Here is a 22555-nt window from a genome sequence, read left to right as displayed (position 1 = left end):
CCGGGTCGTGCGGAACCGGCGCACGGGTTGTGATGTGCACATGCAGCAACCCGTGCAGCTGGGTCCCAAAACCCTGACCCGCGAGGACGTCCACGCCGTCGCCCGTGGCGACGCGCCGGTGGAGATCACGGAGGCGGCGCGTGACGCGGTCACGGCCGCCCGTGCCCACATCGAACGCCTGGCCACGGCCGAGACACCCACCTACGGCGTGTCCACGGGCTTCGGCGCGCTGGCGGTCCGGCACATCCCGCCGGACCGCCGGGCCGCGCTCCAGCAGTCGCTGGTCCGCTCGCACGCCGCCGGCTCCGGGCCCGAGGTGGAGCGCGAGGTCGTCCGCGCGCTGGTCCTGCTGCGGCTCAAGACGCTGGCCAGCGGGCACACCGGCGTCCGGCTGGGCACGGCCGAGGCGATGGCCGCGATGCTCAACGCGGGCATCACGCCGGTCGTCCACGAGTTCGGCTCGCTGGGCTGCTCGGGCGACCTGGCCCCGCTGTCCGCCGCCGCGCTGGCGCTGACCGGCGAGGGCGAGGTCCGCGACGCGGCCGGCGCGCTGCTGCCGGCGGGCGAGGCGCTGCGCCGGGCCGGCATCGAGCCGGTGAAGCTGGCCGAGAAGGAGGGCCTGGCGCTCATCAACGGCACCGACGGGATGCTGGGGATGCTCGTGCTGGCGCTGCGCGACCTGCGCTACCTGCTGGACGTGGCGGACCTGACCGCGGCGATGAGCGTGGAGGCCCTGCTGGGCACGGACCGCGTGTTCGCGGCCGACCTCCAGGCGCTGCGCCCGCACCCCGGCCAGGGCCACAGCGCCCGCCGGATGGCCGACCTGCTGGCCGGCTCCGAGATCATGGAGAGCCACCGGGGCCCGGACTGCACGCGGGTCCAGGACGCGTACTCGCTGCGCTGCTCGCCGCAGGTGCACGGGGCGGCGCGGGACACCGTGGCCTACGCCGAGACGGTCGCCGACCGCGAGCTGGCCGCCGCCGTGGACAACCCGGTGGTGCTGGCCGACGGCCGGGTCGAGTCCAACGGCAACTTCCACGGCGCGCCGATCGCCTACGTGCTGGACTTCCTGGCGATCCCGGTGGCCGACGTGGCGAGCATCGCCGAGCGGCGCACCGACCGGATGCTGGACGTGAACCGGTCGCACGGCCTGCCGCCGTTCCTGGCCGACGACCCCGGCGTCGACTCCGGCCACATGATCGCCCAGTACACCCAGGCCGCGATCGTCAGCGAGCTGAAGCGGCTGGCGGTGCCCGCGTCCGTCGACTCGATCCCGAGCAGCGCGATGCAGGAGGACCACGTCTCCATGGGCTGGTCCGCCGCGCGCAAGCTGCGCAAGGCCGTCGACGGGCTGCGCACCGTGCTGGCGATCGAACTGCTCACCGCCGCCCGCGCGCTGGACCTGCGGGCTCCCCTGAAGCCCGCGCCGGCGACCGCCGCGGCCGTGGCGAAGCTCCGCGTGAGCGTGCAGGGCCCCGGGCCGGACCGCCACCTGGCCCCCGAGATCGCCGCCGCCGAAGAACTCATCCGGAACGGAGCACTGTGATGGTGCGAGCAGCCCGAGGCACCGACCTGACCGCCCGCAGCTGGCCGACCGAGGCCGCGCTGCGGATGTTCCACAACAACCTGGACCCGGACGTGGCCGAGCGCCCCGAGGACCTGGTGGTCTACGGCGGCACCGGCAAGGCGGCGCGGGACTGGCCGAGCTTCCACGCGATCAGCCGCGAGCTGGCCGAGCTGAAGGACGACGAGACGCTGCTGGTGCAGTCCGGCCGCCCGGTGGGCGTGATGCGCACCAACGAGTGGGCGCCGCGAGTGCTGATCGCGAACTCCAACCTGGTGCCGGACTGGGCGAACTGGCCCGAGTTCCGCCGGCTGGAGGCCGCCGGTCTGACCATGTACGGCCAGATGACCGCCGGGTCGTGGATCTACATCGGCACCCAGGGCATCCTCCAGGGCACGTACGAGACGTTCGCCGCCGTGGCCGACAAGCGGTTCGGCGGCACGTTGAAGGGCACGCTCACGGTCACCGCCGGGCTCGGCGGCATGGGCGGCGCGCAGCCGCTGGCCGTGACCATGAACGAGGGCGTCGCGCTCTGCGTCGAGGTCGACCCGGCGCGGGCCCGGCGGCGGGTGGAGACCCGGTACCTCGACGAGGTCGCGGACGACATCGACGACGCGATCGCCCGCGTGCTCAAGGCCAAGGCCGAGGGTCGCGCGCTGTCGGTGGGCCTGATCGGCAACGCCGCCGAGGTGCTGCCCGAGCTGCTGCGCCGCGAGGTGCCGGTGGACATCGTCACCGACCAGACCTCCGCGCACGACCCGCTGGCGTACCTGCCCAAGGGCGTGGACCTGGCCGACTGGTCGGACTACGCGGCGAAGAAGCCGGACGAGTTCACCGACCGGTCCCGCGAGTCGATGGCCGACCACGTCGAGGCGATGGTCGGGTTCCAGGACCGGGGCGCGGAGGTGTTCGACTACGGCAACTCCATCCGCGGCGAGGCCAAGCTCGGCGGCTACGAGCGGGCGTTCGACTTCCCCGGTTTCGTGCCCGCCTACATCCGGCCGCTGTTCTGCGAGGGCAAGGGCCCGTTCCGCTGGGCCGCGCTGTCCGGCGACCCGGCCGACATCGCCAAGACCGACAAGGCGATCCTGGAGCTGTTCCCGGACAACGAGCAGCTGGCGCGCTGGATCAGGATGGCCGGCGAGCGGGTCGAGTTCCAGGGCCTGCCCGCCCGGATCTGCTGGCTGGGCTACGGCGAGCGGCACCTGGCCGGCCTGAAGTTCAACGAGATGGTGGCCAGCGGCGAGCTGTCCGCGCCGATCGTGATCGGCCGCGACCACCTCGACTGCGGTTCGGTCGCCTCGCCCTACCGGGAGACCGAGGCGATGGCCGACGGCTCGGACGCCATCGCGGACTGGCCGCTGCTCAACGCGCTGGTCAACACCGCCTCCGGGGCGACCTGGGTGTCCATCCACCACGGCGGCGGGGTCGGCATCGGCCGGTCCATCCACGCCGGCCAGGTGACCGTCGCGGACGGCACCGAGCTGGCCGCGCGCAAGATCGAGCGGGTGCTGACCAACGACCCGGGCATGGGCGTGATCCGGCACGTGGACGCCGGGTACGACGAGGCCAAGGCCGTCGCGCGGGACAAGGACGTGCGGATCCCGATGGGTCGCGATGACTGACCTCGCGGACCTCGCCGACGTCGGCCGGGACGCCCGGCGCGGCGGCTACTCCCGGCACGGCTTCGACCGGGTCGAGCTGGAGCTGCGGGAGTGGTTCACCGCCGAGGCGACCCGGCGCGGGCTGGACGTGCGGCCGGACCGCAACGGCAACCTGTGGGCCTGGTGGGGCCCGCCGGGGCCGGACGCGGTGATCACCGGCAGCCACCTGGACTCGGTGCCCGGCGGCGGGGCGTTCGACGGGCCGCTGGGCGTCGTGTCCGCGTTGCGGGCGGTGGACCTGCTGCGGGCCAAGGGCTTCCAGCCGGCCCGGCCGCTGGCGGTCGTGGTGTTCGTGGAGGAGGAGGGCGGGCGCTTCGGCGTGGCCTGCCTCGGGTCGCGGCTGATGACCGGCGCGATCGCCCCGGACAAGGCGCTCGCGCTGACCGACCAGGACGGGGTGTCCTTCGGCGAGGCGGCCCGCGCGGCCGGGTTCGACCCGGCGGCGATGGGCCGCGACGACGAGGCCCTGGGCCTGGTCGGGCAGTTCGTCGAGCTGCACGTGGAGCAGGGTCGCGGGCTGACCGTCCCGGTCGGGGTGGCCAGTTCGATCCTGGCGCACGGCCGGTGGCGCTACACGTTCACCGGCGAGGGCAACCACGCGGGCGCGACCCTGGTCGAGGACCGGCGGGACCCGATGGTGCCCGCGTCGCGGCTGGTGCTGGCCGCCCGCGCGGCGGCCACCGGCGGCGCGCGGGCGACCGTGGGCCGGATCGTGCCGAACCCCGGCGGCACCAACGTGATCGCGTCCTCCGTCGACGTGTGGCTGGACGCGCGGGCGGCGGACGACGCGCGGACCCGCGAGGTGGTCGCGCAGATCACCGAGGCCGGGCAGGCCGCGGCCCGGGAGGAGGGCTGCGGACTGCGGGTCACCGAGGAGTCCTACGGTGACACGGTCTACTTCGACACCGGCCTGGCCGGCCGGATCTCGGACGCGCTCGGCGGCGTGCCGGCGCTGCCGACCGGCGCGGGTCACGACGCGGGGATCTTGGCGGCGCACGTGCCGACCGCCATGCTGTTCGTGCGCAACCCGACCGGGATCAGCCACGCCCCCGAGGAGTTCGCCGAGGCCGACGACTGCGCGGCGGGTGTGGTGGCGCTGGCGACGACGTTGGAGCTGCTGGCCGGATGAAGAGCTTCTGGTGTGAGAAGGCGTGGCTGCCGGAGGGCATCGCGTCCCGCGTGCTGGTCCGGGTGGACCGCGGTGCCATCACGTCGGTGTCCACAGTGGACACGATTCCGCTGGGCTGCGAACGCCTGTACGGGGTCGTGCTGCCGGGGTTCGCCAACGCGCACTCCCACGCCTTCCACCGGGCTCTGCGCGGTCGGACGCACTCCGACGGCGGCACGTTCTGGACGTGGCGCGAACGCATGTACGCGGTGGCCGAAAGCCTTACCCCCGAAAGCTACCTGCGCCTGGCGCGGGCCGCCTACGCGGAGATGGCGGTCGCCGGCGTGACGGCCGTGGGGGAGTTCCACTACCTCCACAACGGCGGCAACGAGATGGGTGACGCGCTGCGACAGGCGGCGGCCGACGCGGGGATCCGGCTCACCCTGCTGGACGCGTGCTACCTGGCGGGCGGGATCGGGCAGCCGGTGACCGGCGTGCAGGAGCGGTTCTCCGACGGCACCGGGGAGCGGTGGGCGGCCAGGGTGGCCGAGCTGCGCGAGGACGCCAACACCCGGGTCGGCGCGGCGATCCACTCCGTGCGGGCCGTGCCGCGGGAAACGCTGTCGTTGGTAGCGGGCGCTTTCCCCGATCGGCCGCTGCACGTGCACCTCTCGGAGCAGCCGGCCGAGAACGAGGCGTGCCTGGCCGCGTACGGGCTGACCCCGACCGAGTTGCTGCACGAGGCGGGCGCGCTGACCGCCCGCACCACCGCCGTGCACGCCACCCACCTGTCCACAAGGGACATCGAGCTGCTCGGGTCGACCACGACGGGCGCGTGCTTCTGCCCCACCACCGAGGCGGACCTGGCCGACGGCATCGGCCCGGCGCGGGAGCTGCGCGACGCCGGCAGCCCGCTGTCGCTGGGCAGCGACCAGCACGCGGTGATCGACCCGCTGCTGGAAGCCCGGGGCCTGGAGCACGGCGAGCGGCTGCGGACCGGTGAACGCGGCCGGTTCGCGCCGGAGGAGCTGGTGGCGGCGTTGACCAACCACGCCTCCATCGGTTGGCCCGAAGCCGGCCGGATCGAGGTCGGCGCGCCCGCCGACCTCGTCGCGATCGGCCTGGACTCGGTGCGCACCACCGGGTCCGAGCCCGGCCAGGTCCTGCTCGCCGCCACCGCGTCGGACGTCACGGTGGTGGTGTCGGGCGGGAAGGTCGTGGCGCGCAACGGTGTCCACGAAACCCTCGGCGACGTCGGGAAGCTGCTGAAGGCGGTCCTATGAGCATCCTGGTCACCAACATCGGCGAGTTGACCACCAACTCCGACCTCGGCCGGCTCGCCGGTGCCGCGCTGGTCGTCGACGACGGGCGGGTGGCGTGGGTCGGTGCCGCGTCCGCCGCCCCGGCCGCCGACGAGGTGTTCGACGCGGCCGGCCGGGCGGTGCTGCCGGGGTGGGTGGACAGCCACACCCACCTGGTGTTCGCGGGCGACCGGACCGCCGAGTTCGAGGCCCGGATGTCCGGGAAGCCCTACAGCGCGGGCGGGATCGCCACCACGGTGAACGCGACCCGCGCCGCGTCCGACGACGAGCTGGCCGGCACCATCCGGAGGCACGTCACCGAAGCCGTCGCGCAGGGCACGACGTACGTGGAGACCAAGACCGGCTACGGCTTGACCGTCGAGGACGAACTCCGCGCGGCGAAGATCGCCGCGCGGCACGCCGACGAGACCACGTTCCTGGGCGCGCACCTGGTGCCGCCCGGTGCCGACGCGGACGCGTACGTCTCCCTGGTGTGCGGCGAGATGCTCGACGCCGTCGCACCGCACGTGCGGTGGGCGGACGTGTTCTGCGAGCAGGGCGCGTTCGACGCCGACCAGTCCCGCGCGGTGCTGGAAGCCGCCGCTGCCAGGGGTTTGGGCCTGCGGGTGCACGGCAACCAGCTCGGCGAGGGCCCCGGCGTGCGGCTGGCGGTGGAACTCGGCGCGGCCAGCGTCGACCACTGCACCTACCTGTCGGCGGCCGACGTCGACGCGCTGGCCGGTTCGAACACCGTCGCGACCTTGCTGCCCGCGTGCGACTTGTCGACCAGGCAGTCGCTCCCGCCCGCGCGGGCGCTGCTCGACGCCGGGGCGACGGTCGCGTTGGCCAGCAACTGCAACCCGGGCAGCTCCTACACCACGTCGATGGCCTACTGCGTGACGACGGCCGTCCTCCAGATGCGGATGTCCGTGGAGGAAGCGGTGTTCGCGGCGACCAGGGGCGGGGCGATCGCGCTGGGGCGCGAGGACGTCGGGCACCTCGCGGTCGGCGCGCGCGCCGACCTGCACGTCCTGGACGCGCCGAGCACCACCCACCTCGCGTACCGGCCGGGCGTCCCGTTGACGTACGCGGTGTGGCGCAAGGGCGAACGCGTCCGCTAGCGACCTCCCGGCGGGCCCGACAGGTGCCCCGCCGGGAGCCGGTCTCCTGCCGGCACCGGTTCGGCGGCCCGAAGGCGAGCACCGATGGGACGAGCGCGGTACGGCCACCACAACGCCCGGACGGGCATGGCGGTGGTCGCTTTCGCTTGTGCGACAACGCTGACTGCGGGGGCGGAGAGCGGTGTCGGGCCTCACCGTCCTCGTTCGGCGAAGAGGTAGCCGATTATCGCGGTGGAGGCTGCGATCACCGGGCTGACGACGGTCTGGAGGACGGTTTCGGCGAAGTCGCGCTCGAACCAGTGCAGCGCGAGTCCGGCTCCGCACAGCGTCAGGCTGGTGAGCAACGTGAGGAAGATGCCCACCAGCACCCACCGGCGCAGGCGGTCGTCGGGCCTCGGGCGTTCGAGGTTGAACAGGCTCCCGGTCGACGGGTTCTCGTCGAACATCGCCGTCCGGGCGGGAACCTCGTCGACGACCTGGACGACCTCGGTCTCCTCCACCTCTTCCGACTCGTCCTCCCGCTCACCGCTCATCGGCGTCGACTCCGGTTCCGCCATCGGATGAGGCGCTTGACCTCGTCCACGTTCAGGTCTTCGAACACGAGCTTGACCAGGTCCTGCTCGACCTGCTCCGCGTCGGGGCCACCCAGGTAGTAGTGCACGAGAAGCTGCCGGATGCGTGCGAGCCGCTGGTTCGCGGCGGCGCATTCCTCGCACCGCGGCGGCCCGGCCTGAGCCGGGACGTCGGGTCTGGCCGGCGTGAGGGTGAAGAACATCTCCTCGGCGGGACGCTCGTTCTCATCGCCTGTCCAGGTGCCGTGTAGCTCGTTTCGGTGATCCATTCCCCGCCGTCGCGCCCTTTCTCGACACGCTCTGCCCCCGATGGACCCGAAAGAGTACCCGTGCGCAATAGTGCGGACACGACTGGGATGCGTGAGTAACCCGTCTTCCATGTTGGTCTGAACCACTTCGGATGCATGGGTAGTGTGACTTTTATGCATCATTAGCACGCACGGACGCTGCCAGGTCGCCGACGACCTGTCATACTGGGCGCGCCAGTCAGTAGTACTTGACGAAGGATGACTTGATATGTTAAGTGGCCTGTGCTGTGGACACTGGGGGGGGACCAGGTATGCCGCCACGTCGTAGGAAGAAGGAGGGCGAAGTCGTCGACGACGGCCCGGTCGAGAACCGACGAGCTCGAAATGACTCCGCGAGGCTGGCGAGCGCCACCGTCACACGCCTGACCGTGAACATCGGCCCGGCTACCGCCGAGGCGCTCCAAGTGGTGGTGGACCGGGAGGGCGTGACCCTCACCGAGGCGTTGCGGCGTCTGGTCGGCTACGGCGACCTGCTGTACCGAACCGTCAAGGTCGACAAGAAAGACGTGTTGATCCGGAGCAACAACGAGACGCAACAGGTGTTGATCGCCTGAGTGGCACTGCGCTGGTGCGACCTGGAGCCGGGGTAGTGCCCACCCCCTTCGGTCGTCGCCCGGCAAAGCGAAACGCCCCCGCGAACAGGTCGCGGGGGCGTTCGGCGTGAACGGTCAGTCCTCGGGGTCGTCCTCGTCGTCCCGGGCCAGGTAGGTGGCCAGGCGCTCGATGGGCGTCTCGAACTCGGGGTTGGCGTCCACGAAGGCGCGGAGCTTGTCGGCCAGCCAGGCGAGGCTCACTTCCTCCTCGCCCCGGCGGGCCTCCAGCTCCTCGATGCCGCGGTCGGTGAAGTACATCGCGGCCTACTCGAACGCCTTCGCGATCAGCTCGCGCTGCTCGACCTCGTGCACCTTCGACGACCCCGCGGACGGGGCGGCCATCGGGCGGCGCGAGACGCGCTTGATCGCGAACCGGCTGGGCAGCAGCTCCGGCAGCGCCAGGCCGAAGAACGGCCACGCACCCTGGTTCGCCGGCTCCTCCTGGACCCAGCGGACCTCGGTGGCGTTGGGGTAGCGCTCCAACGCCTCGGTCAGCTTCCGGGCCGGCACCGGGTAGAGCTGCTCCACCCGGACGACCGCGGTGTCCTTGCGGCCCTGCTTCTCCTGCTCGGCGGCCAGCTCGTAGTACACCTTGCCGCTGCACAGCACGATCTTCGTGACGCCCTGCGGGTCCGGCTGCGTCGGGTCGTCGATCACCGAGTGGAAGCGCTCCTCGATGAACGGCTCGACCGGCGAGGTCGCCGACTTCAGGCGCAGCATCGACTTGGGCGTGAACACCACCAGCGGGCGGTTCACGCCGTCCAGCGCGTGCCGGCGCAGCAGGTGGAAGTAGTTCGCCGGCGTCGAGGGCACCGCGATGGTCATCGAGCCCTCCGCGCACAGCTGGAGGAAGCGCTCGATGCGGCCCGACGTGTGGTCCGGACCCTGGCCCTCGTGGCCGTGCGGCAGCAGCAGCACGACGTCGGAGACCTGGCCCCACTTCGCCTCACCGGACGAGATGAACTCGTCGATGATCGGCTGCGCGCCGTTGACGAAGTCGCCGAACTGCGCCTCCCACAGCACCAGCGCGTCCGGGTTGGCCACCGAGTAGCCGTACTCGAAGCCCAGCGCCGCGAACTCGGAGAGCACCGAGTCGTAGACCATGAACTTGCCCTGCTCGTCGGACAGGTTCTGCAGCGGCGTGTACTCCTCGGAGCGCTTGCGGTCCACCAGCGTGGCGTGCCGCTGCACGAACGTGCCGCGCCGCGAGTCCTGGCCCGCCAGGCGGACCGTGCGGCCCTCCAGCACCAGCGACCCGAACGCCAACAGCTCCGCGAACGCCCAGTCGATGCCGCCCTCGCGGGCCATCTTGGCGCGCCGCTCCAGCACCGGCTTGACCCTCGGGTGCGGGGTGAAGCCCTCGGGCAGGTTGACGTGCGCGTCGGCGATGCGCTCGATCACCGAGCGGTCGATGCCGGTGGGCAGCTTGGCCGGGACCTGCTGCTCCTGCTCGATCGACGGCGACATCTTCGCCGGGTGCTTCTCCAGCTCCCGAACCTCGTTGAAGACGTGTTCGAGCTGCGAGGAGAAGTCCTGGAGGGCCTTCTCGGCCTCCTCCACCGAGATGTCGCCGCGACCGATCAGCGACTCGGTGTAGGTCTTGCGCACCGAGCGCTTGGTGTCGATCACGTCGTACATCGCCGGCTGGGTCATCGAGGGGTCGTCGCCCTCGTTGTGGCCCCGGCGGCGGTAGCAGACCATGTCGATGACGACGTCCTTGTTGAACGCCTGCCGGTAGTCCACCGCCAGCTTCGCGACCCAGTAGCACGCCTCCGGGTCGTCGCCGTTGACGTGGAAGACCGGCGCGCCGATCATCTTCGCGACGTCCGTCGAGTACTTCGAGGAGCGCGAGTTCTCCGGCGCGGTGGTGAAGCCGACCTGGTTGTTCACCACGACGTGCACCGTGCCGCCGGTGCGGTAACCGCGCACCAGCGCCAGGTTCAGCGTCTCGGCGACCACGCCCTGGCCCGCGAACGCGGCGTCGCCGTGCATCGCGACCGGCAGCACGGTGAAGCCCTCGCCGCCCATGTCCAGGGTGTCCTGCTTGGCCCGGACGATGCCCTCCAGCACCGGGTCCACGGCCTCCAGGTGCGACGGGTTCGCGGTCAGCGACACCTTGGTCTCGCCGTCGCCGAACATCCGGAAGTACTTGCCCTCGGCACCGAGGTGGTACTTCACGTCGCCGGAGCCGTGCGCCTGGCCGGGGTCGAGGTTGCCCTCGAACTCGCGGAAGATCTGCGAGATCGGCTTGCCGACGATGTTCGCCAGCACGTTGAGCCGGCCGCGGTGCGGCATGCCGATGACGACCTCGTCCAGCTCGTGCTCGGCGGCCTTGTCGAGCACCGCGTCCAGCAGCGGGATGACCGTCTCGCCGCCTTCCAGCGAGAACCGCTTCTGGCCGACGTACTTGGTCTGGAGGAACGTCTCGAACGCCTCGGCCGCGTTGAGCTTGGACAGGATGTACTTCTGCACGGTGGCCGGCGGCTTCTCGTGCGGCACCTCGACGCGCTCCTGGATCCAGAGGCGCTCCTCCGGGTCGAGGATGTGCATGTACTCGACGCCGACCGTGCGGCAGTACGAGTTGCGCAGCACGCCCAGGATGTCCCGCAGCCGCATCCGCTCCTTGCCCGCGAACCCGCCGACCGGGAACTCCCGGTCGAGGTCCCACAGGGTCAGGCCGTGCGACAGGACGTCGAGGTCGCGGTGGCTGCGCTGGCGGTAGTTCAGCGGGTCGGTGTCGGCCATCAGGTGGCCTCGGGTGCGGAACGCGTCGATCAGCTCGATCACCCGGGCGGTCTTGTCGACCGCGCCCTCGGGGATGTCGGCGACCCAGCGGATCGGCTCGTACGGCAGGCGCAGCGACGTGAAGACGTCGTCGTAGAAGCCGTCCTCGCCGAGCAGCAGCTGGTGGATCCGCTTGAGGAACTCGCCGGACTCGGCGCCCTGGATGATCCGGTGGTCGTAGGTGGAGGTCAGCGTGATGATCTTGCTGACGCCCATCTCGACCAGGGCCTGCTCGCTGGTGCCCTGGAAGTGCGCGGGGTACTCCATCGCGCCGACGCCGATGATCGCGCCCTGGCCCGCGGTCAGCCGCGGCACCGAGTGGTTCGTGCCGATCGTGCCGGGGTTGGTCAGCGAGATCGTCGTGCCGGAGAAGTCCTCGGTGCTCAGCGAGCCGGACCGGGCCTTGCGGATCAGGTCCTCGTAGGCCTGCCAGAACTGCGTGAACGTCATGTTCTCGCAGCCCTTGACCGACGCGACGACCAGCGTCCGGCTGCCGTCCTTGCCCGGCAGGTCGATCGCCAGGCCGAAGTTGACGTGCTCGGGGGTGACCACGAACGGCTTGCCGTCGACGTCGGCGAAGTGCCGGTTCATGTTCGGGTACGCCTGGAGCGCGCGGACCACCGCGTAGCCGATCAGGTGGGTGAAGGAGACCTTCCCACCGCGGGTGCGCTTGAGGTGGTTGTTGATCACGATCCGGTTGTCGGCCAGCAGCTTCGCCGGCACGGCGCGCACGCTGGTCGCGGTCGGAACGGTGAGCGACAGCTCCATGTTCTTCGCGATCGCGGCGGCGGCCCCGCGGAGCTGCTTCTGCTCCTGGCCGGCGGCCGGCTGCACCGGCGCGGCCTTGGCGGCCTGCGCGGGAGCGGGCTTGCCGGTGGTCGGCGGCAGCGTCGCCGGCTTCGCCGCAGGGGCGGCGGGCGCGGCGGCCGGCTTCGGCGCCGGCGGCTGCTTGGTGGCGGTGGCGGTCGGTGCGGCCGGGGCACCGGTGGCCGACGAGCCGCTCTCCGCCGTCGCCACCGCGGTGCCGTTGCCGGACCGCTGCGTCGACTTGTAGTCGGCGAAGAAGTCGTGCCAGGCCGGGTCTACCGACGACGGGTCGGAGAGGAACTGCTCGTACATCTCCTCGACCAGCCACTCATTGGGGCCGAACTGTGAAGCAGGACTGCTGCTGGACACGGCTGGCGCTCGCCTCTATCCATCTCGCTCTTGGTAATGACTCACTCATGACCAGGCTAGTCCCCCGTCTAGTGCACTTCATACACAGGAGGGGCCGGGCAACGAGGGCTCGATCACAGGATCGATCAGGACATCGATCACGAGGTCGATCCTGTCACGCCGGCTTGAGCGGCGCTTGAGGTGTCGACGCAGGTCCGTCCTGTCCGGGGGTCGTGCACGCCCCGTGCGGACGGCCTCGCCCGGCGTGTCGGACGGCCCCGGCGGGCGTGTGTTCGGGGTTCCGGGCGCGTTGGTGGCCCAACGGGGTGAGGGGGTTGCGCCAAGTGGCGGGGTGCTGACGTTCGTGAAGCTGTCGTGGTGCAGTGGAGCGCTGCGGCAGGTGTGCTGAGCTGTGTGTTCAATGGATCGGTTGACAAACCGGTGGGTTGAATTCTACGGTTTGTTCAACCGCAAGGTTGATTAAGGAGACGGCGATGGAGGACCGGCTTTCGCGGGTGTTCGCGGCGCTGGCCGACCCGACGCGGCGGGACATGGTCGCTCGCTTGGCGGTCGCGGACGCGACGGTCAACGAACTGGCCGAGCCGTACGCCGTGACCGTGCAGGCGGTCTCCAAGCACCTCAAGGTGTTGGAGGACGCCGGGCTGGTCAGTCGGAGTCGGGAGGCCCAGCGAAGGCCCGTGCACCTGGAAGCGGAGGTGTTCGACCTGATGACCAAGTGGATCGAGCGGTACCGGTGGGAGGCCGAGCAGCGCTACCGGCGGCTGGACGCCGTGCTCGCCGAACTCGCCACCGAAGAAGACCAGGAAGACCGGAACGAAGGAGCGGCATCATGAGCGCCACCACCCACCCCGAGGTCACCATCACGGCGGCCCCCGAGCTGCCCACGATCGAGATCGTCCGCGAGTTCGACGCGCCGCCGGCCGCCGTGTTCCGCGCGCACGTCGAGCCCGACCTGGTGAAGAAGTGGCTGGGCCCGCGCCGCGTGACGATGGACGTCGTGCGCTGGGACCCCGAGACCGGCGGTGGCTACCGGTACGTGCACCGCAACGAGGACGGCGAGTTCTGGTTCTACGGGTCGTTCCACGAGATCCGGCCCGCCGAGCGGATCGTGCAGACCTTCACGTTCGAGGGTTACCCGGACGGCGTGTGCCTGGAGACGATGACCTTCGAGGACCTGGGCGACGGCCGGACCAGGCTGCGCGGGCTCAGCGTGTTCGAGTCGATCGAGGCCCGGGACATGGCGGCGGCCAGCGGCATGAGCACCGGTGTCACCGAGGGCTACGAGCAGCTCGACGACCTCCTGGCCGGCCAGTAGCCGACGGCAGCACCTCCGATCGAGCACACCTGATCGAGCACACCTGATCGAGCACTCCCGATCGGTCGGCACGGCCTGGACGCCTCCGCGTACCGGGCCGGTCGACGTGGCGGCGCAGGACAGCCATCGCGGAGGCACTCATCGCGGAGGCACCCATCGTGGAGTGCGGATGGCCTGCCGTCGGCCGGCGGGTGATGCCTGCCGGGACAGGCGGCATGACGGCATGACGGCATGACGGAGAGGCTCGGCCATGCGGCTTGTTCGGGCCGAGGGCAGCCGACAGCCTGCGGGCGACCACTACCCGCACGAGCGCAGAACCCCACTGATCCAGCCCTCCTGCCGCAACGGCCCCAGCACCCCGGCTTCTCGAACTGACCGCCGCCATCCGGCACAACCAGCCAACCGACCGACCGGTCACTGACCGCCTACGGCCACTGAGCCGACCTGCGCACTATTCGGCCAGCAGCTAACGGCTGACGGCTGGTGGCTGGCGGTGGCGGGTGGCTGGTGGCCGGTGGGTGGAGGGGGCGGGGGTGCGTGGTGGGTCAGTGGCGGGGACGGCCGGCCGGTTGGGGAGTGGCTGTGCTGTGGGACCAGAGGCGGGCGTAGAGGCCGTTGGCGGCCAGGAGGGCTTCGTGGGTGCCCTGTTCGGCTATCCGGCCTTCGGACAGGACGACGATCCGGTCCGCCCTCGCCGCTGTGGCCAGGCGGTGGGCCACCACGAACGTGGTGCGGGAGCCCGCCAGGTGGTCGCCGGCGGAGAGGACGGCGGCCTCGGTCTGGGGGTCGAGCGCGGCGGTCGCCTCGTCCAGCAGCAAGAGGTCGGGTTGGACGAGTTCGGCACGGGCGAGGGCCACCAGTTGGCGTTGGCCCGCGGACAGGGACTGGCCGCGTTCGCCCACCTGCTGGTGGAAGGCCGCGGGCAGGGCGGCGACGGTGGGCAGGGCACCGACCGCCCGCACGGCCTGCTCCACCTCGGCCTTCGACGCGTCCGGGCGGCCGTAGGCGACGTTCTCGGCCACGTCGCCGCCGAACAGGTGGGCCTCCTGCGGCACCACGCCCAGGCGTTGCCGGAACGCCGACAGGTCGTAGTCCTTCAGGTCCACGCCGTCCACCAGGACCCGGCCGCCGGTGGTGTCGTAGAACCTCGCCACCAGCTTGACCAAGGTCGACTTGCCCGCGCCCGTCTCGCCGACCAGGGCGACCGTCTCGCCCGGTTCCACGTGCAGCGACACGTCGTCCAGGGCCGGCCGGGCGGTGCCGGGGTAGGTGAACGTGACGTGCTCCAGGACCACCTCGCCGCGCAGGCTCCGCACCGGGACCGGGTGCGGAGCCGGCGGCACGCTGGTCGGGGTGCGCAGCAGGTCGCCGATCCGGGACAGGCCGACCCTGGCCTGCTGGTAGCCGTCGAACACGCCGGAGAGCTGGAACAGCGGCGCGAAGAACAACCCCAGGTACAGCACGAACGCCAGCAGCACGCCGGGGGTCAGGGTGCCCTCCGCCACCCGGTACGCGCCGACCACCAGGATCGCGGCCTGCGCCACGCCGGACAGCAGCGCCAGGAACGGGAAGTACGTCGCGATGTAGCGCTGCGCCCGGATCCGGGACCGCCGGTAGGCGTCGCTGCGCTCGGCGAACGCCTCGGCCGAGCGCGCCTCGCGGGTGTACGCCTGCGAGACGCGCAGGCCGGAGACGTTCTCCTGGAGGTCGGCGTTCACGGCGCTCACCCGCTCCCGCGCCTCCGCGTACGCCTTGGACGACACCCGCTGGAAGATCACCGTCGCCACCAGCAGGACCGGCAGCACGGCCAGCGCGACCAGCGCCAGCGACGGGTCGGTGACCACCAGCGCCACCGCGATCCCGACCACCGTCAGCACGCTGATCACGAACGTCGTCAGCCCGGTCTGCAGGAAGCTGGACAGCGCGTCGACGTCGGTCGTCATCCGGGTCATGATCCGGCCGGCCATCTCGCGCTCGTAGTAGTCGAGCCCGAGCCGTTGCAGGTGGGCGTAGCTGCGCACGCGCAGCAGGTACAGCAGCCGCTCGCCCACCCGGGACGTCACGACCGTGCCGACCGCCGCCGACAGCCACCCCAGCAGCACCAGGGCCAGGCCGATCCCGGACGCCAGCCACAGCCGGCCGGTCGCGCCGCCGACCACGCCGTCGTCCACGCCCAGCCGGACCAGGTTCGGCAGCACGACCGCCAGCGCCGAGTCGACCAGGAGCAGCCCGCCGACGCCGAGCATCGTCCAGCGCACCGGGCGCAGCAGGCCGCGCAGCCGGAACCCCGGGTCGGGCGCGCGCGGGTCCTCGCCGCCCAGGCGCGGCGACTCCGTCGCGGGCGGCAGGGCGTGCACCCGGGCCATCAGCTCCGGGGTCGGCGGGGTGCCGCCGACCAGCGCGGACGTCCCGCCGCCGCCGCGCGGACCGCCGCTCGCGGCCCGGGACGCGTCCACCGCGCGGTTGCGCGCGCGGACCTCCAGCTCGTCCTGCTCGGACTCCGGCCACAGGTCGGCCGTCACGCCGTCCGGCCCCGGCTCCAGCGCCGCGTCGGCCCGGGGGTCGACCTGCTCGATCACCTCGCCCGGGCCGGCCAGCAGCTCCCGGTACAGCGGGCACCGCCCGGTCAGCTCCTCGTGCGTGCCCACGTCGACCACCGCGCCCGCGTCGAGCACGGCGATCCGGTCGGCCAAGGTCAGCGACGACCGGCGGTGCGCGACCAGGATCGTCGTGCGGCCGGCCGTCACCTCGGCCAGCGTCCGGTGGATCGCCGCCTCGGTCGCCGGGTCGACGGCGGAGGTCGCGTCGTCGAGCACCAGCACCCTCGGGTCCGACAGCAGCGCACGGGCCAGCGCCACCCGCTGCCGCTGCCCGCCGGACAGCGTCAGGCCGCGCTCGCCGACCACGGTGTCGTAGCCCATCGGCAGGTCGGTGATGAAGCCGTGCGCCTCGGCCGCCCGCGCCGCGGCCTCGACCTGCTCGTCGGAGGCGTCCGGCAGGCCGTAGGCGATGTTCGCCCGGATCGTGTCGGAGAACAGGAACGCCTCCTCGAACACCACCCCGACGGCCCGCCGCAGCGACTCCAGCCGCAGCTCCCGCACGTCGACCCCGCCCACCCGGATCGCGCCCTCGTGCACGTCGTAGAAGCGCGGCAGCAGCAGCGACACCGTCGACTTGCCGGAACCGGCGGTGCCCACCACGGCCAGCGTCTCGCCCGGCGCGACCGCCAACGACACCCCGGACAGCACCGGCTCGCTGCGGGTGTAGCCGAAGGTCACCCGGTCCAGCTCGACCGCCACCGGCCCGACCGGCACCTCCGCCGCGCCGTCCACCACGTCCGGCTGGGAATCGACCAGCTCGTACACCCGCTCCACGCCCGCGCGGGCCAGCTGCGCCGTCACCACCAGGCTGGACAGCAGCCGGGTCGGCCCGACCAGGTTGGCCACGTAGGTCGCGAACGCCAGGAACGTGCCCAGCGACACCTGCCCGCGCAGCGCCAGCCAGCCGCCCAGCGCCAGCACCGCCACCTGCCCCACGTAGGGCAGCGCGGTCAGCGTCGCGGTCGGCCGGGCGGTCAGCCGGGCGGCCCGCATCCGCTCCGCGAACAGCACCTGCGCCCGCGACTCCAGCCGGGCGACCTCCCGCGCCTCCTGCCCGAAGCCCTTCACCACCCGGACGCCGGTCACCGTCTCCTCGACGTGCTGCGCCACGTCCGCCGCCCGCTGCTGCGCCGACCACGTCGCCGGGAACAGCGTCAGCCGGGTGCGCGCGGCGACCAGCGCCACGGCCGGCACCACGACCAGCGCGATCACCGTCAGCAGGGGCGAGAGCCAGAACATCGCCACCAGCGCGGCCAGCGCGAAGACCACCGTGCCGAACGCCAGCGGGGTCATCGACAGCAGGCTGTTGACCAGCTGGAGGTCGGTGATCGAGCGGGACACCACCTGGCCGGTGCGCAGCGCGTCCTGCCGGGGGCCGTCCAGCCGCTGCACCGCGTGGAACACCGCCTGGCGCAGGTCGTGCTGCACGTCGACGGCCAGCCGCCCGCCCAGGAACCGCCGGGCGAACGCCGTCCCGAAGGTGAGCACCTCCAGACCGACCAGCACGGCCGCGAGCCACCCCAGCCGGTCTGTCCGGCCTGCCACCGCGTCGTCCACGGCGGCCTTGATCAGCAGCGGGGACACCGCCTGGAGGCCCACGCCCACGACGGCGGCCAGCACCGACCACACCACCAGCGAGCGGTGCTTCCAGCACGCGGTGGCGAGTCTGCGGATCCAGCCCTGGGTGTGCGTCACGGGACCCACATTAGGTCGGGGTACCGACAAGGTCGGGCCCGGAAACTGAGAGGACCGCCTCCCGATCTCAGGAGACGGCCCCTCAGCCCTGCGGTTTCACTTGATCAGGTGATGTCCTTGCGCTGGGTGACGGCCCAGCCGCCGAGGAAGAACACGCCCGTCCACACCAGGAAGATCAAACCGCTCAGCCACCAGTCGAACGCGCCCAGCGCGCCGGAGACCGCCCGCAGCACCTGCTCCAGCTCGTCGGGCACCACACCCGCCGAGGCCAGGAACAGCGAGGACGCCACCGAGCCGGTGATGCCGTTCACCGAGCCGTTGGGCAGGAAGCCGATCAGCTCCGGGATGCCCTGCGTGCTGATCACCAGCTGGATCCCGTTCTCCAGGATCAGCATGTACAGCACCAGCACCACGGTCGTGCCGACCGGGCTGGTCATCAGCGCGCCGACGCCGACGCCGAACATCGTCATCAGCACCGACGCCAGCACGCCCACACCGGCCATGGCCAGCCACCCGGACACGTCCGGCAGCGCGCTCGCGTCCGAGGTGAACGCGATGCCGATGGACACCGACGCCACGATCGCCAGGCCGTAGATCGCGCCCCAGACCAGGTACACGACGAGCTTCGCGCTCAGCGCGGACACCCGGTTCGGCGCGGTCAGGAAGGTCGTGGTGATCGTCTTGCGGTTGATCTCGTTGGAGATCGCCAGGCCGCCGAAGATCATCGGGAAGATGGTCGCGATGTTGATGCTGCGCGCCATCCCGAACAGCGACACCTTCCACTGCGCCGGGTCGATCCCCAGCAGTTCGGTGAGCTGCTGGGCGTCGCGGCCGTTGACCGTGTCCATGATGCTCTTGCCGACGTACCCGGTGCCCAGCGCCCAGCCCAGGGCGATCAGCACGGTCGGGATCATCAGACCCCACCACAGGCCGGTGGTGGTCGTCTTGCGGAACTCCGCCTTGATCAGGTTCCCCAGCATCACGCACCGCCCCCGAGACCGCTCTGACCCTGGCCGGGCTGGTAGCCGGACGGCGGGTCCTGACTGCCCGGCGGCGGTTGGTTCCCCTGGGCCGGATTCCCCTGGGCCGGATTCCCTTGGGCCGGATTCACCTGGGGACCGCCCGGCTGACCGGGCGGCGGCTGGTACGCCTGCTGGTAGCCCGAAGGCGGTTCCTGGTAGCCGGGCTGCGGCTGGTAGCCCTGCTGGTAGCCGGGCGGCGCGGCCGGCGGCTGCTGGTACTGCTGTTGGTACTGCTGCTGCTGGTAGCCCGGCGGCGGGGCGTAGTAGCCGCTGCCCTGCGGGGGCTGCTGGGCGTACTGGTTCGGGCCCGACGCGGCGTACTGGCCGCTGGTGAGCTGGAAGAACAGCCGTTCCAGGTCGGCCTTCTCCTCCTGGATGCCGTAGATCGACACGCTCGCGCCCAACGCGATGTCCGCGACCTGCTTGGCCTCCACGCCCGCGATCGCGATCCGGCCGTCGGGCAGCTGCTCGATCGCCGTGACGTTCTCCGCGTGCAACGCCGCGACCAGCGCCGCGGTGTCCGACGGCTGCACCAGCACGCGGGACTGCTGCTGCTCGCGCAGGCTGGCCAGCGGCCCGTAGTACATGGTCTGGCCGCGCGAGATGATCACCACCTGGTCCACGGTCTGCTCGACCTCGGCCAGCAGGTGGCTGGAGATCAGCACGGTGCGCCCGCTGCGCGCGTAAGACTGCAAGAAGGTCCGCAGCCAGGCGATGCCCTCGGGGTCCAGGCCGTTGGACGGCTCGTCCAGCACCAGCACCTGCGGGTCGCCCAGCAGCGCGGTGGCCAGCGCCAGCCGCTGCTTCATGCCCAGCGAGAACCCGCCCGCGTTGCGGTCGCCCGCCGCGCCCAGCCCGACCAGCTGCAACACCTGGTCGGCGCGCGAGTCCGGCACGCCGATCGCCGCCGCGTACACCCGCAGGTGGTTGCGCGCCGAGCGCTTGGGGTGGAAGCCCTGCGCCTCCAGCACCGCGCCGACCACCCGGGCCGGGTTGCCGAGCTGGTGGAACGGCCGGCCGTTGATCAGACCGATGCCCGCCGTGGGCGTCACCAGGCCGAGCAACATGCGCAGCGTCGTAGTCTTGCCCGCCCCGTTGGGACCCAGGAAGCCGGTCACCGACCCCGGTTCCACCGTGAAGCTGAGATTCTGCACCGCTGCGACCGGACCGAACTGCTTGGTCAAGTTCTGCACCACGATGCGGCCACTGCCGTCGTGCACGCGTCCCTCCCGAATGCTCTTCGGGAGGTCATCCTGCCTTAGCCAGGTCAGTCCGGTAGGGCGTGTCGGGGTTTCGACACGACGGCGGGGATCTCGGTGGTGGCCTCGACGGGGGTTTCGGCCGACGCTTCGGCGTCCCGCATCCGGCCGAACGGACCGCGCAGCGGACGCCGCCGCTCGCGGTGCGGCAGCCCCTCGCCGATCAGGTGCTGGTGGGCCATGGTCCACACCTGGCACGGCCACTTCTTGTGCCGCAGCACGCCGGGGCAGGCGCGGCAGCGGCCGTCGGAATCGGGCTGGTGCACGGTGAGCAGCAGCCGCCAGGTGTCGGCGAGGCGGTTGATCTCCGCGCGGGCCAGCGGCACGAGCGCCTCGGCCGCGCCCCGCTCGGCGACCTCTTCGAGCTGCGTGAGCCGGTGCAGCACCGCGGCGCGCAGGGTCTCGTCCACGGTCACATCCTGTCCGCGGCCTGGTCCAGCAGGCGGTGCAGCCGGCGGGTCTGGGTGACCGACATCACAGCTGATTCGCCGGGTGGGGCGACCAGCAGCACCCGGTCGTCCTCGACCAGGACGGTCATCGACCGGTCCCGGCCGAACGGGTCGTGGCAGTCGATCCAGCCCTGTGGTTCGGCCATGTGCGCTCCGATCGGAGGTCGGCGGCGGCGCGGTGGGCTCACCGCGGAGGGGCGAGCCCGCCGCGTCACCGCGCGGGTGCCTCGCTCTGTCCATCGGCCGACCGGGCGTCGTGACTTACCTGTTACGCGGTGAATTCACTCGTTTGCTTGAGGGCGGACACGGGCTGTGCTCTGCCAGGTAAAGATCTGTGCGTCAGATGGGCGGGGCGGCTGGGCAGGGCGCCCGGTTCCCCGCTAGCATTGGTGGCGCGGCCCGCTCCCAGTGACCCCCAGGCTGGTTGAGCGGGCCGCCTTTTCATGCCCGGACGTGCGAGAAGGGGCGCCCACCGTGCAGGTGGACGCCCCTTCTTCGCGGGTGCTCAGACTTCGAGCGGAGTGTGGGTGAGGCCGTGCGCCTCGGCGACCGGCTGGTTCGTCAGCAGGCCCTCGTGCACGTTCAGGCCCAGCGCGAGCGCCTTGTCCGCGCGCAGCGCCGCCTGCCAGCCCTTGTCGGCCAACGCGACCGCGTAAGGCAGCGTCACGTTGGTCAGCGCGTACGTGGACGTGCGCGGCACGGCACCGGGCATGTTCGCGACGCAGTAGAACACCGACTCGTGCACCTGGTAGGTCGGGTCGGCGTGCGTGGTGGGCCGCGAGTCGGCGAAGCAGCCGCCCTGGTCGATCGCGATGTCGACGAGCACGGAACCCGGCTTCATCTGCGACACCAGCTCGTTGGACACCAGCTTCGGGGCCTTCGCGCCCGGCACCAGCACCGCGCCGATGACCAGGTCGGCCTCGCGCACGGCCTGCTCGACCGAGTAGCGGTTGGAGGTCACGGTGCGCAGGCGGCCCTGGTAGATCGCGTCGATGTGGCGCAGCCGGTCGACGTTGGTGTCCAGGATCTCGACGTCCGCGCCCAGGCCCACGGCGATGGTGGCCGCGTTCAGGCCCGCCACGCCGCCGCCGATCACGACCACCCGCGCCGGGTGCACGCCGGGCACGCCGCCGGGCAGCACGCCCCGGCCGCCGGACGGCTTCATCAGCGAGAACGCGCCGACCTGGGGCGCGAGCCGGCCCGCGACCTCGGACATCGGGGCCAGCAGCGGCAGCGCGCCGTTCGCGGTCTGCACCGTCTCGTAGGCGATCGCGGTGGTGCCGGAGTCCAGCAGCGCCTGCGTCAGCGGCTGGTCGGCGGCCAGGTGCAGGTAGGTGAACAGGGTCTGGCCCTTGCGCAGCAGCGGGTACTCCTGCGCGATCGGCTCCTTGACCTTGAGCACCAGGTCACCCTCGGACCACACCTCCCCGGCGGTGGCCAGGACCTTTGCGCCGGCGGCCAGGTACTCGTCGTCGGTGATGGCCGAGCCGAGGCCCGCACCGGCCTCGACGAACACGTCGTGGCCGCGCAGCGTCAGCTCGTGGGCACCTGCCGGGGTCAGCGCGACGCGGTATTCGTGGTTCTTGATCTCGCGGGGTACTGAGATCCGCACGGAGGGCTCCTTCGGGCCGTTGTTATTGCCCAAGGTCCGGTACCGCCATCCGGCTGTCATCGTGCCGTTGGCACGAACGCGCCCCTGCCCGGTTGTGCCGGCCGGACAACGGCGAAGGGCGGTTGAACTCTCTGGACACGCGTTGACACCCGCGTCGCCGACGACTTAGCGTGCGTGCGTTCAACCAACTGAACATCGGCCGCGGTGTCGCAGGTGACACCGGAACCCGAGCGGGAGAGCCTCCGGCACGTCCGGAGCGCCGAAGGAGCAAGTACCCCGCACACTCTCAGGCAACGAGAACCGCTCGGGCGAGGCGACTCTGGAAAGCGTGCTGACGCGCGCACCCACGGTGCAAGCCGCAGCGCTGCGGCGAAGCTCTCAGGTCCCAGGACAGAGAGGGGACCTGGCCGCG

Annotated in this window: 18 protein-coding genes and 1 riboswitch; of the genes, 8 read left to right on the top strand and 10 right to left on the bottom strand. The window is 71.7% G+C overall.

The genetic code is table 11. The features are described from left to right. Positions 1 to 40: 40 nt before the first annotated feature. From hutH to hutI, 5 genes are read left to right on the top strand one after another with little or no spacing between them, the layout of a single operon-like run. The gene (hutH, locus tag AC0HI0_RS29745) at positions 41 to 1546 is read left to right on the top strand and encodes a histidine ammonia-lyase (RefSeq protein ID WP_480926814.1); all 1506 of its coding nucleotides are present in this window, start codon (positions 41 to 43) and stop codon (positions 1544 to 1546) included. Then, the gene (gene hutU, locus AC0HI0_RS29740) at positions 1546 to 3189 is read left to right on the top strand and encodes a urocanate hydratase (protein ID WP_480926813.1); all 1644 of its coding nucleotides are present in this window, start codon (positions 1546 to 1548) and stop codon (positions 3187 to 3189) included. Before hutH ends, hutU begins: the two co-directional genes overlap by 1 nt. Then, positions 3182 to 4357, top strand: a complete 1176-nt coding sequence (locus AC0HI0_RS29735; protein WP_480926812.1) for an allantoate amidohydrolase — start codon at positions 3182 to 3184, stop codon at positions 4355 to 4357. Before hutU ends, AC0HI0_RS29735 begins: the two co-directional genes overlap by 8 nt. Further along, positions 4354 to 5619, top strand: coding sequence for a formimidoylglutamate deiminase (locus tag AC0HI0_RS29730; protein ID WP_480926811.1), 1266 nt, complete (start codon positions 4354 to 4356; stop codon positions 5617 to 5619). The genes AC0HI0_RS29735 and AC0HI0_RS29730 overlap by 4 nt, the downstream gene beginning before the upstream one ends. Continuing rightward, positions 5616 to 6758: an imidazolonepropionase gene (hutI, locus tag AC0HI0_RS29725; RefSeq protein ID WP_480926810.1), complete on the top strand. Its 1143-nt coding sequence runs from the start codon at positions 5616 to 5618 to the stop codon at positions 6756 to 6758. The genes AC0HI0_RS29730 and hutI overlap by 4 nt, the downstream gene beginning before the upstream one ends. 191 nt (positions 6759 to 6949) lie before the next feature. Here hutI and AC0HI0_RS29720 read toward each other — a convergent pair whose 3' ends face one another. Together AC0HI0_RS29720 and AC0HI0_RS29715 are read right to left on the bottom strand one after the other, a co-directional pair. Then, positions 6950 to 7315, bottom strand: a complete 366-nt coding sequence (locus tag AC0HI0_RS29720) for a hypothetical protein (protein ID WP_480926809.1) — start codon at positions 7313 to 7315, stop codon at positions 6950 to 6952. Next, positions 7288 to 7533 carry a hypothetical protein gene (locus AC0HI0_RS29715; protein ID WP_480926808.1) on the bottom strand — a complete coding sequence of 82 codons (246 nt, stop codon included), beginning with the start codon at positions 7531 to 7533 and terminating at the stop codon, positions 7288 to 7290. The genes AC0HI0_RS29720 and AC0HI0_RS29715 overlap by 28 nt, the downstream gene beginning before the upstream one ends. 356 nt (positions 7534 to 7889) lie before the next feature. Between AC0HI0_RS29715 and AC0HI0_RS29710 the strand changes: the two genes are divergently transcribed. Then, positions 7890 to 8192 carry a hypothetical protein gene (locus AC0HI0_RS29710; protein WP_480926807.1) on the top strand — a complete coding sequence of 101 codons (303 nt, stop codon included), beginning with the start codon at positions 7890 to 7892 and terminating at the stop codon, positions 8190 to 8192. A 114-nt stretch (positions 8193 to 8306) separates the two neighbouring features. Here the strand turns inward: AC0HI0_RS29710 and AC0HI0_RS29705 are convergent, their stop codons facing one another. Further along, complete coding sequence (locus AC0HI0_RS29705; RefSeq protein ID WP_015104865.1) at positions 8307 to 8489, bottom strand: DUF6104 family protein; 183 nt, start codon at positions 8487 to 8489, stop codon at positions 8307 to 8309. A gap of 6 nt (positions 8490 to 8495) precedes the next feature. Beyond that, on the bottom strand, positions 8496 to 12191 hold the full coding sequence (locus tag AC0HI0_RS29700; RefSeq protein WP_480926806.1) for a multifunctional oxoglutarate decarboxylase/oxoglutarate dehydrogenase thiamine pyrophosphate-binding subunit/dihydrolipoyllysine-residue succinyltransferase subunit: 3696 nt from the start codon (positions 12189 to 12191) through the stop codon (positions 8496 to 8498). Positions 12192 to 12664: 473 nt separating this feature from the next. Here AC0HI0_RS29700 and AC0HI0_RS29695 point away from each other — a divergent pair, with 473 nt between their 5' ends. Together AC0HI0_RS29695 and AC0HI0_RS29690 are read left to right on the top strand one after the other, a co-directional pair. After that, positions 12665 to 13024 (top strand): ArsR/SmtB family transcription factor, encoded by a 360-nt coding sequence (locus AC0HI0_RS29695; protein ID WP_480926805.1) that lies wholly within the window; start codon positions 12665 to 12667, stop codon positions 13022 to 13024. Continuing rightward, entirely contained in the window at positions 13021 to 13506 is a 486-nt protein-coding gene (locus AC0HI0_RS29690) for an SRPBCC family protein (protein WP_480926804.1), read from the top strand. The genes AC0HI0_RS29695 and AC0HI0_RS29690 overlap by 4 nt, the downstream gene beginning before the upstream one ends. Positions 13507 to 14051: 545 nt before the next feature. Here AC0HI0_RS29690 and AC0HI0_RS29685 read toward each other — a convergent pair. The 6 genes from AC0HI0_RS29685 to ald form a co-directional block, all read right to left on the bottom strand. Then, a complete protein-coding gene (locus AC0HI0_RS29685; protein ID WP_480926803.1) occupies positions 14052 to 17801 on the bottom strand; it encodes an ABC transporter ATP-binding protein in 3750 nt (1249 codons plus the stop codon). Between the two features lie 104 nt (positions 17802 to 17905). Beyond that, positions 17906 to 18781: an ABC-2 transporter permease gene (locus AC0HI0_RS29680; protein WP_480926802.1), complete on the bottom strand. Its 876-nt coding sequence runs from the start codon at positions 18779 to 18781 to the stop codon at positions 17906 to 17908. Beyond that, positions 18781 to 20043 (bottom strand): ABC transporter ATP-binding protein, encoded by a 1263-nt coding sequence (locus AC0HI0_RS29675; protein ID WP_480926801.1) that lies wholly within the window; start codon positions 20041 to 20043, stop codon positions 18781 to 18783. Before AC0HI0_RS29675 ends, AC0HI0_RS29680 begins: the two co-directional genes overlap by 1 nt. Before the next feature lie 47 nt (positions 20044 to 20090). Continuing rightward, a complete protein-coding gene (locus AC0HI0_RS29670; RefSeq protein ID WP_480926800.1) occupies positions 20091 to 20492 on the bottom strand; it encodes a hypothetical protein in 402 nt (133 codons plus the stop codon). A 2-nt stretch (positions 20493 to 20494) separates the two neighbouring features. Continuing rightward, a complete protein-coding gene (locus tag AC0HI0_RS29665) occupies positions 20495 to 20677 on the bottom strand; it encodes a hypothetical protein (RefSeq protein WP_041315353.1) in 183 nt (60 codons plus the stop codon). 359 nt (positions 20678 to 21036) lie between these two features. After that, complete coding sequence (gene ald / locus AC0HI0_RS29660; RefSeq protein WP_480926799.1) at positions 21037 to 22143, bottom strand: alanine dehydrogenase; 1107 nt, start codon at positions 22141 to 22143, stop codon at positions 21037 to 21039. 221 nt (positions 22144 to 22364) lie between these two features. After that, positions 22365 to 22456, top strand: a riboswitch (glycine riboswitch). Positions 22457 to 22555 lie beyond the last annotated feature (99 nt).

Source organism: Saccharothrix sp. NBAS 001, from assembly GCF_056640475.1.
Note: the sequence above shows the minus strand (reverse complement) of the source record. Positions and strands in the feature narration are given on the sequence as shown.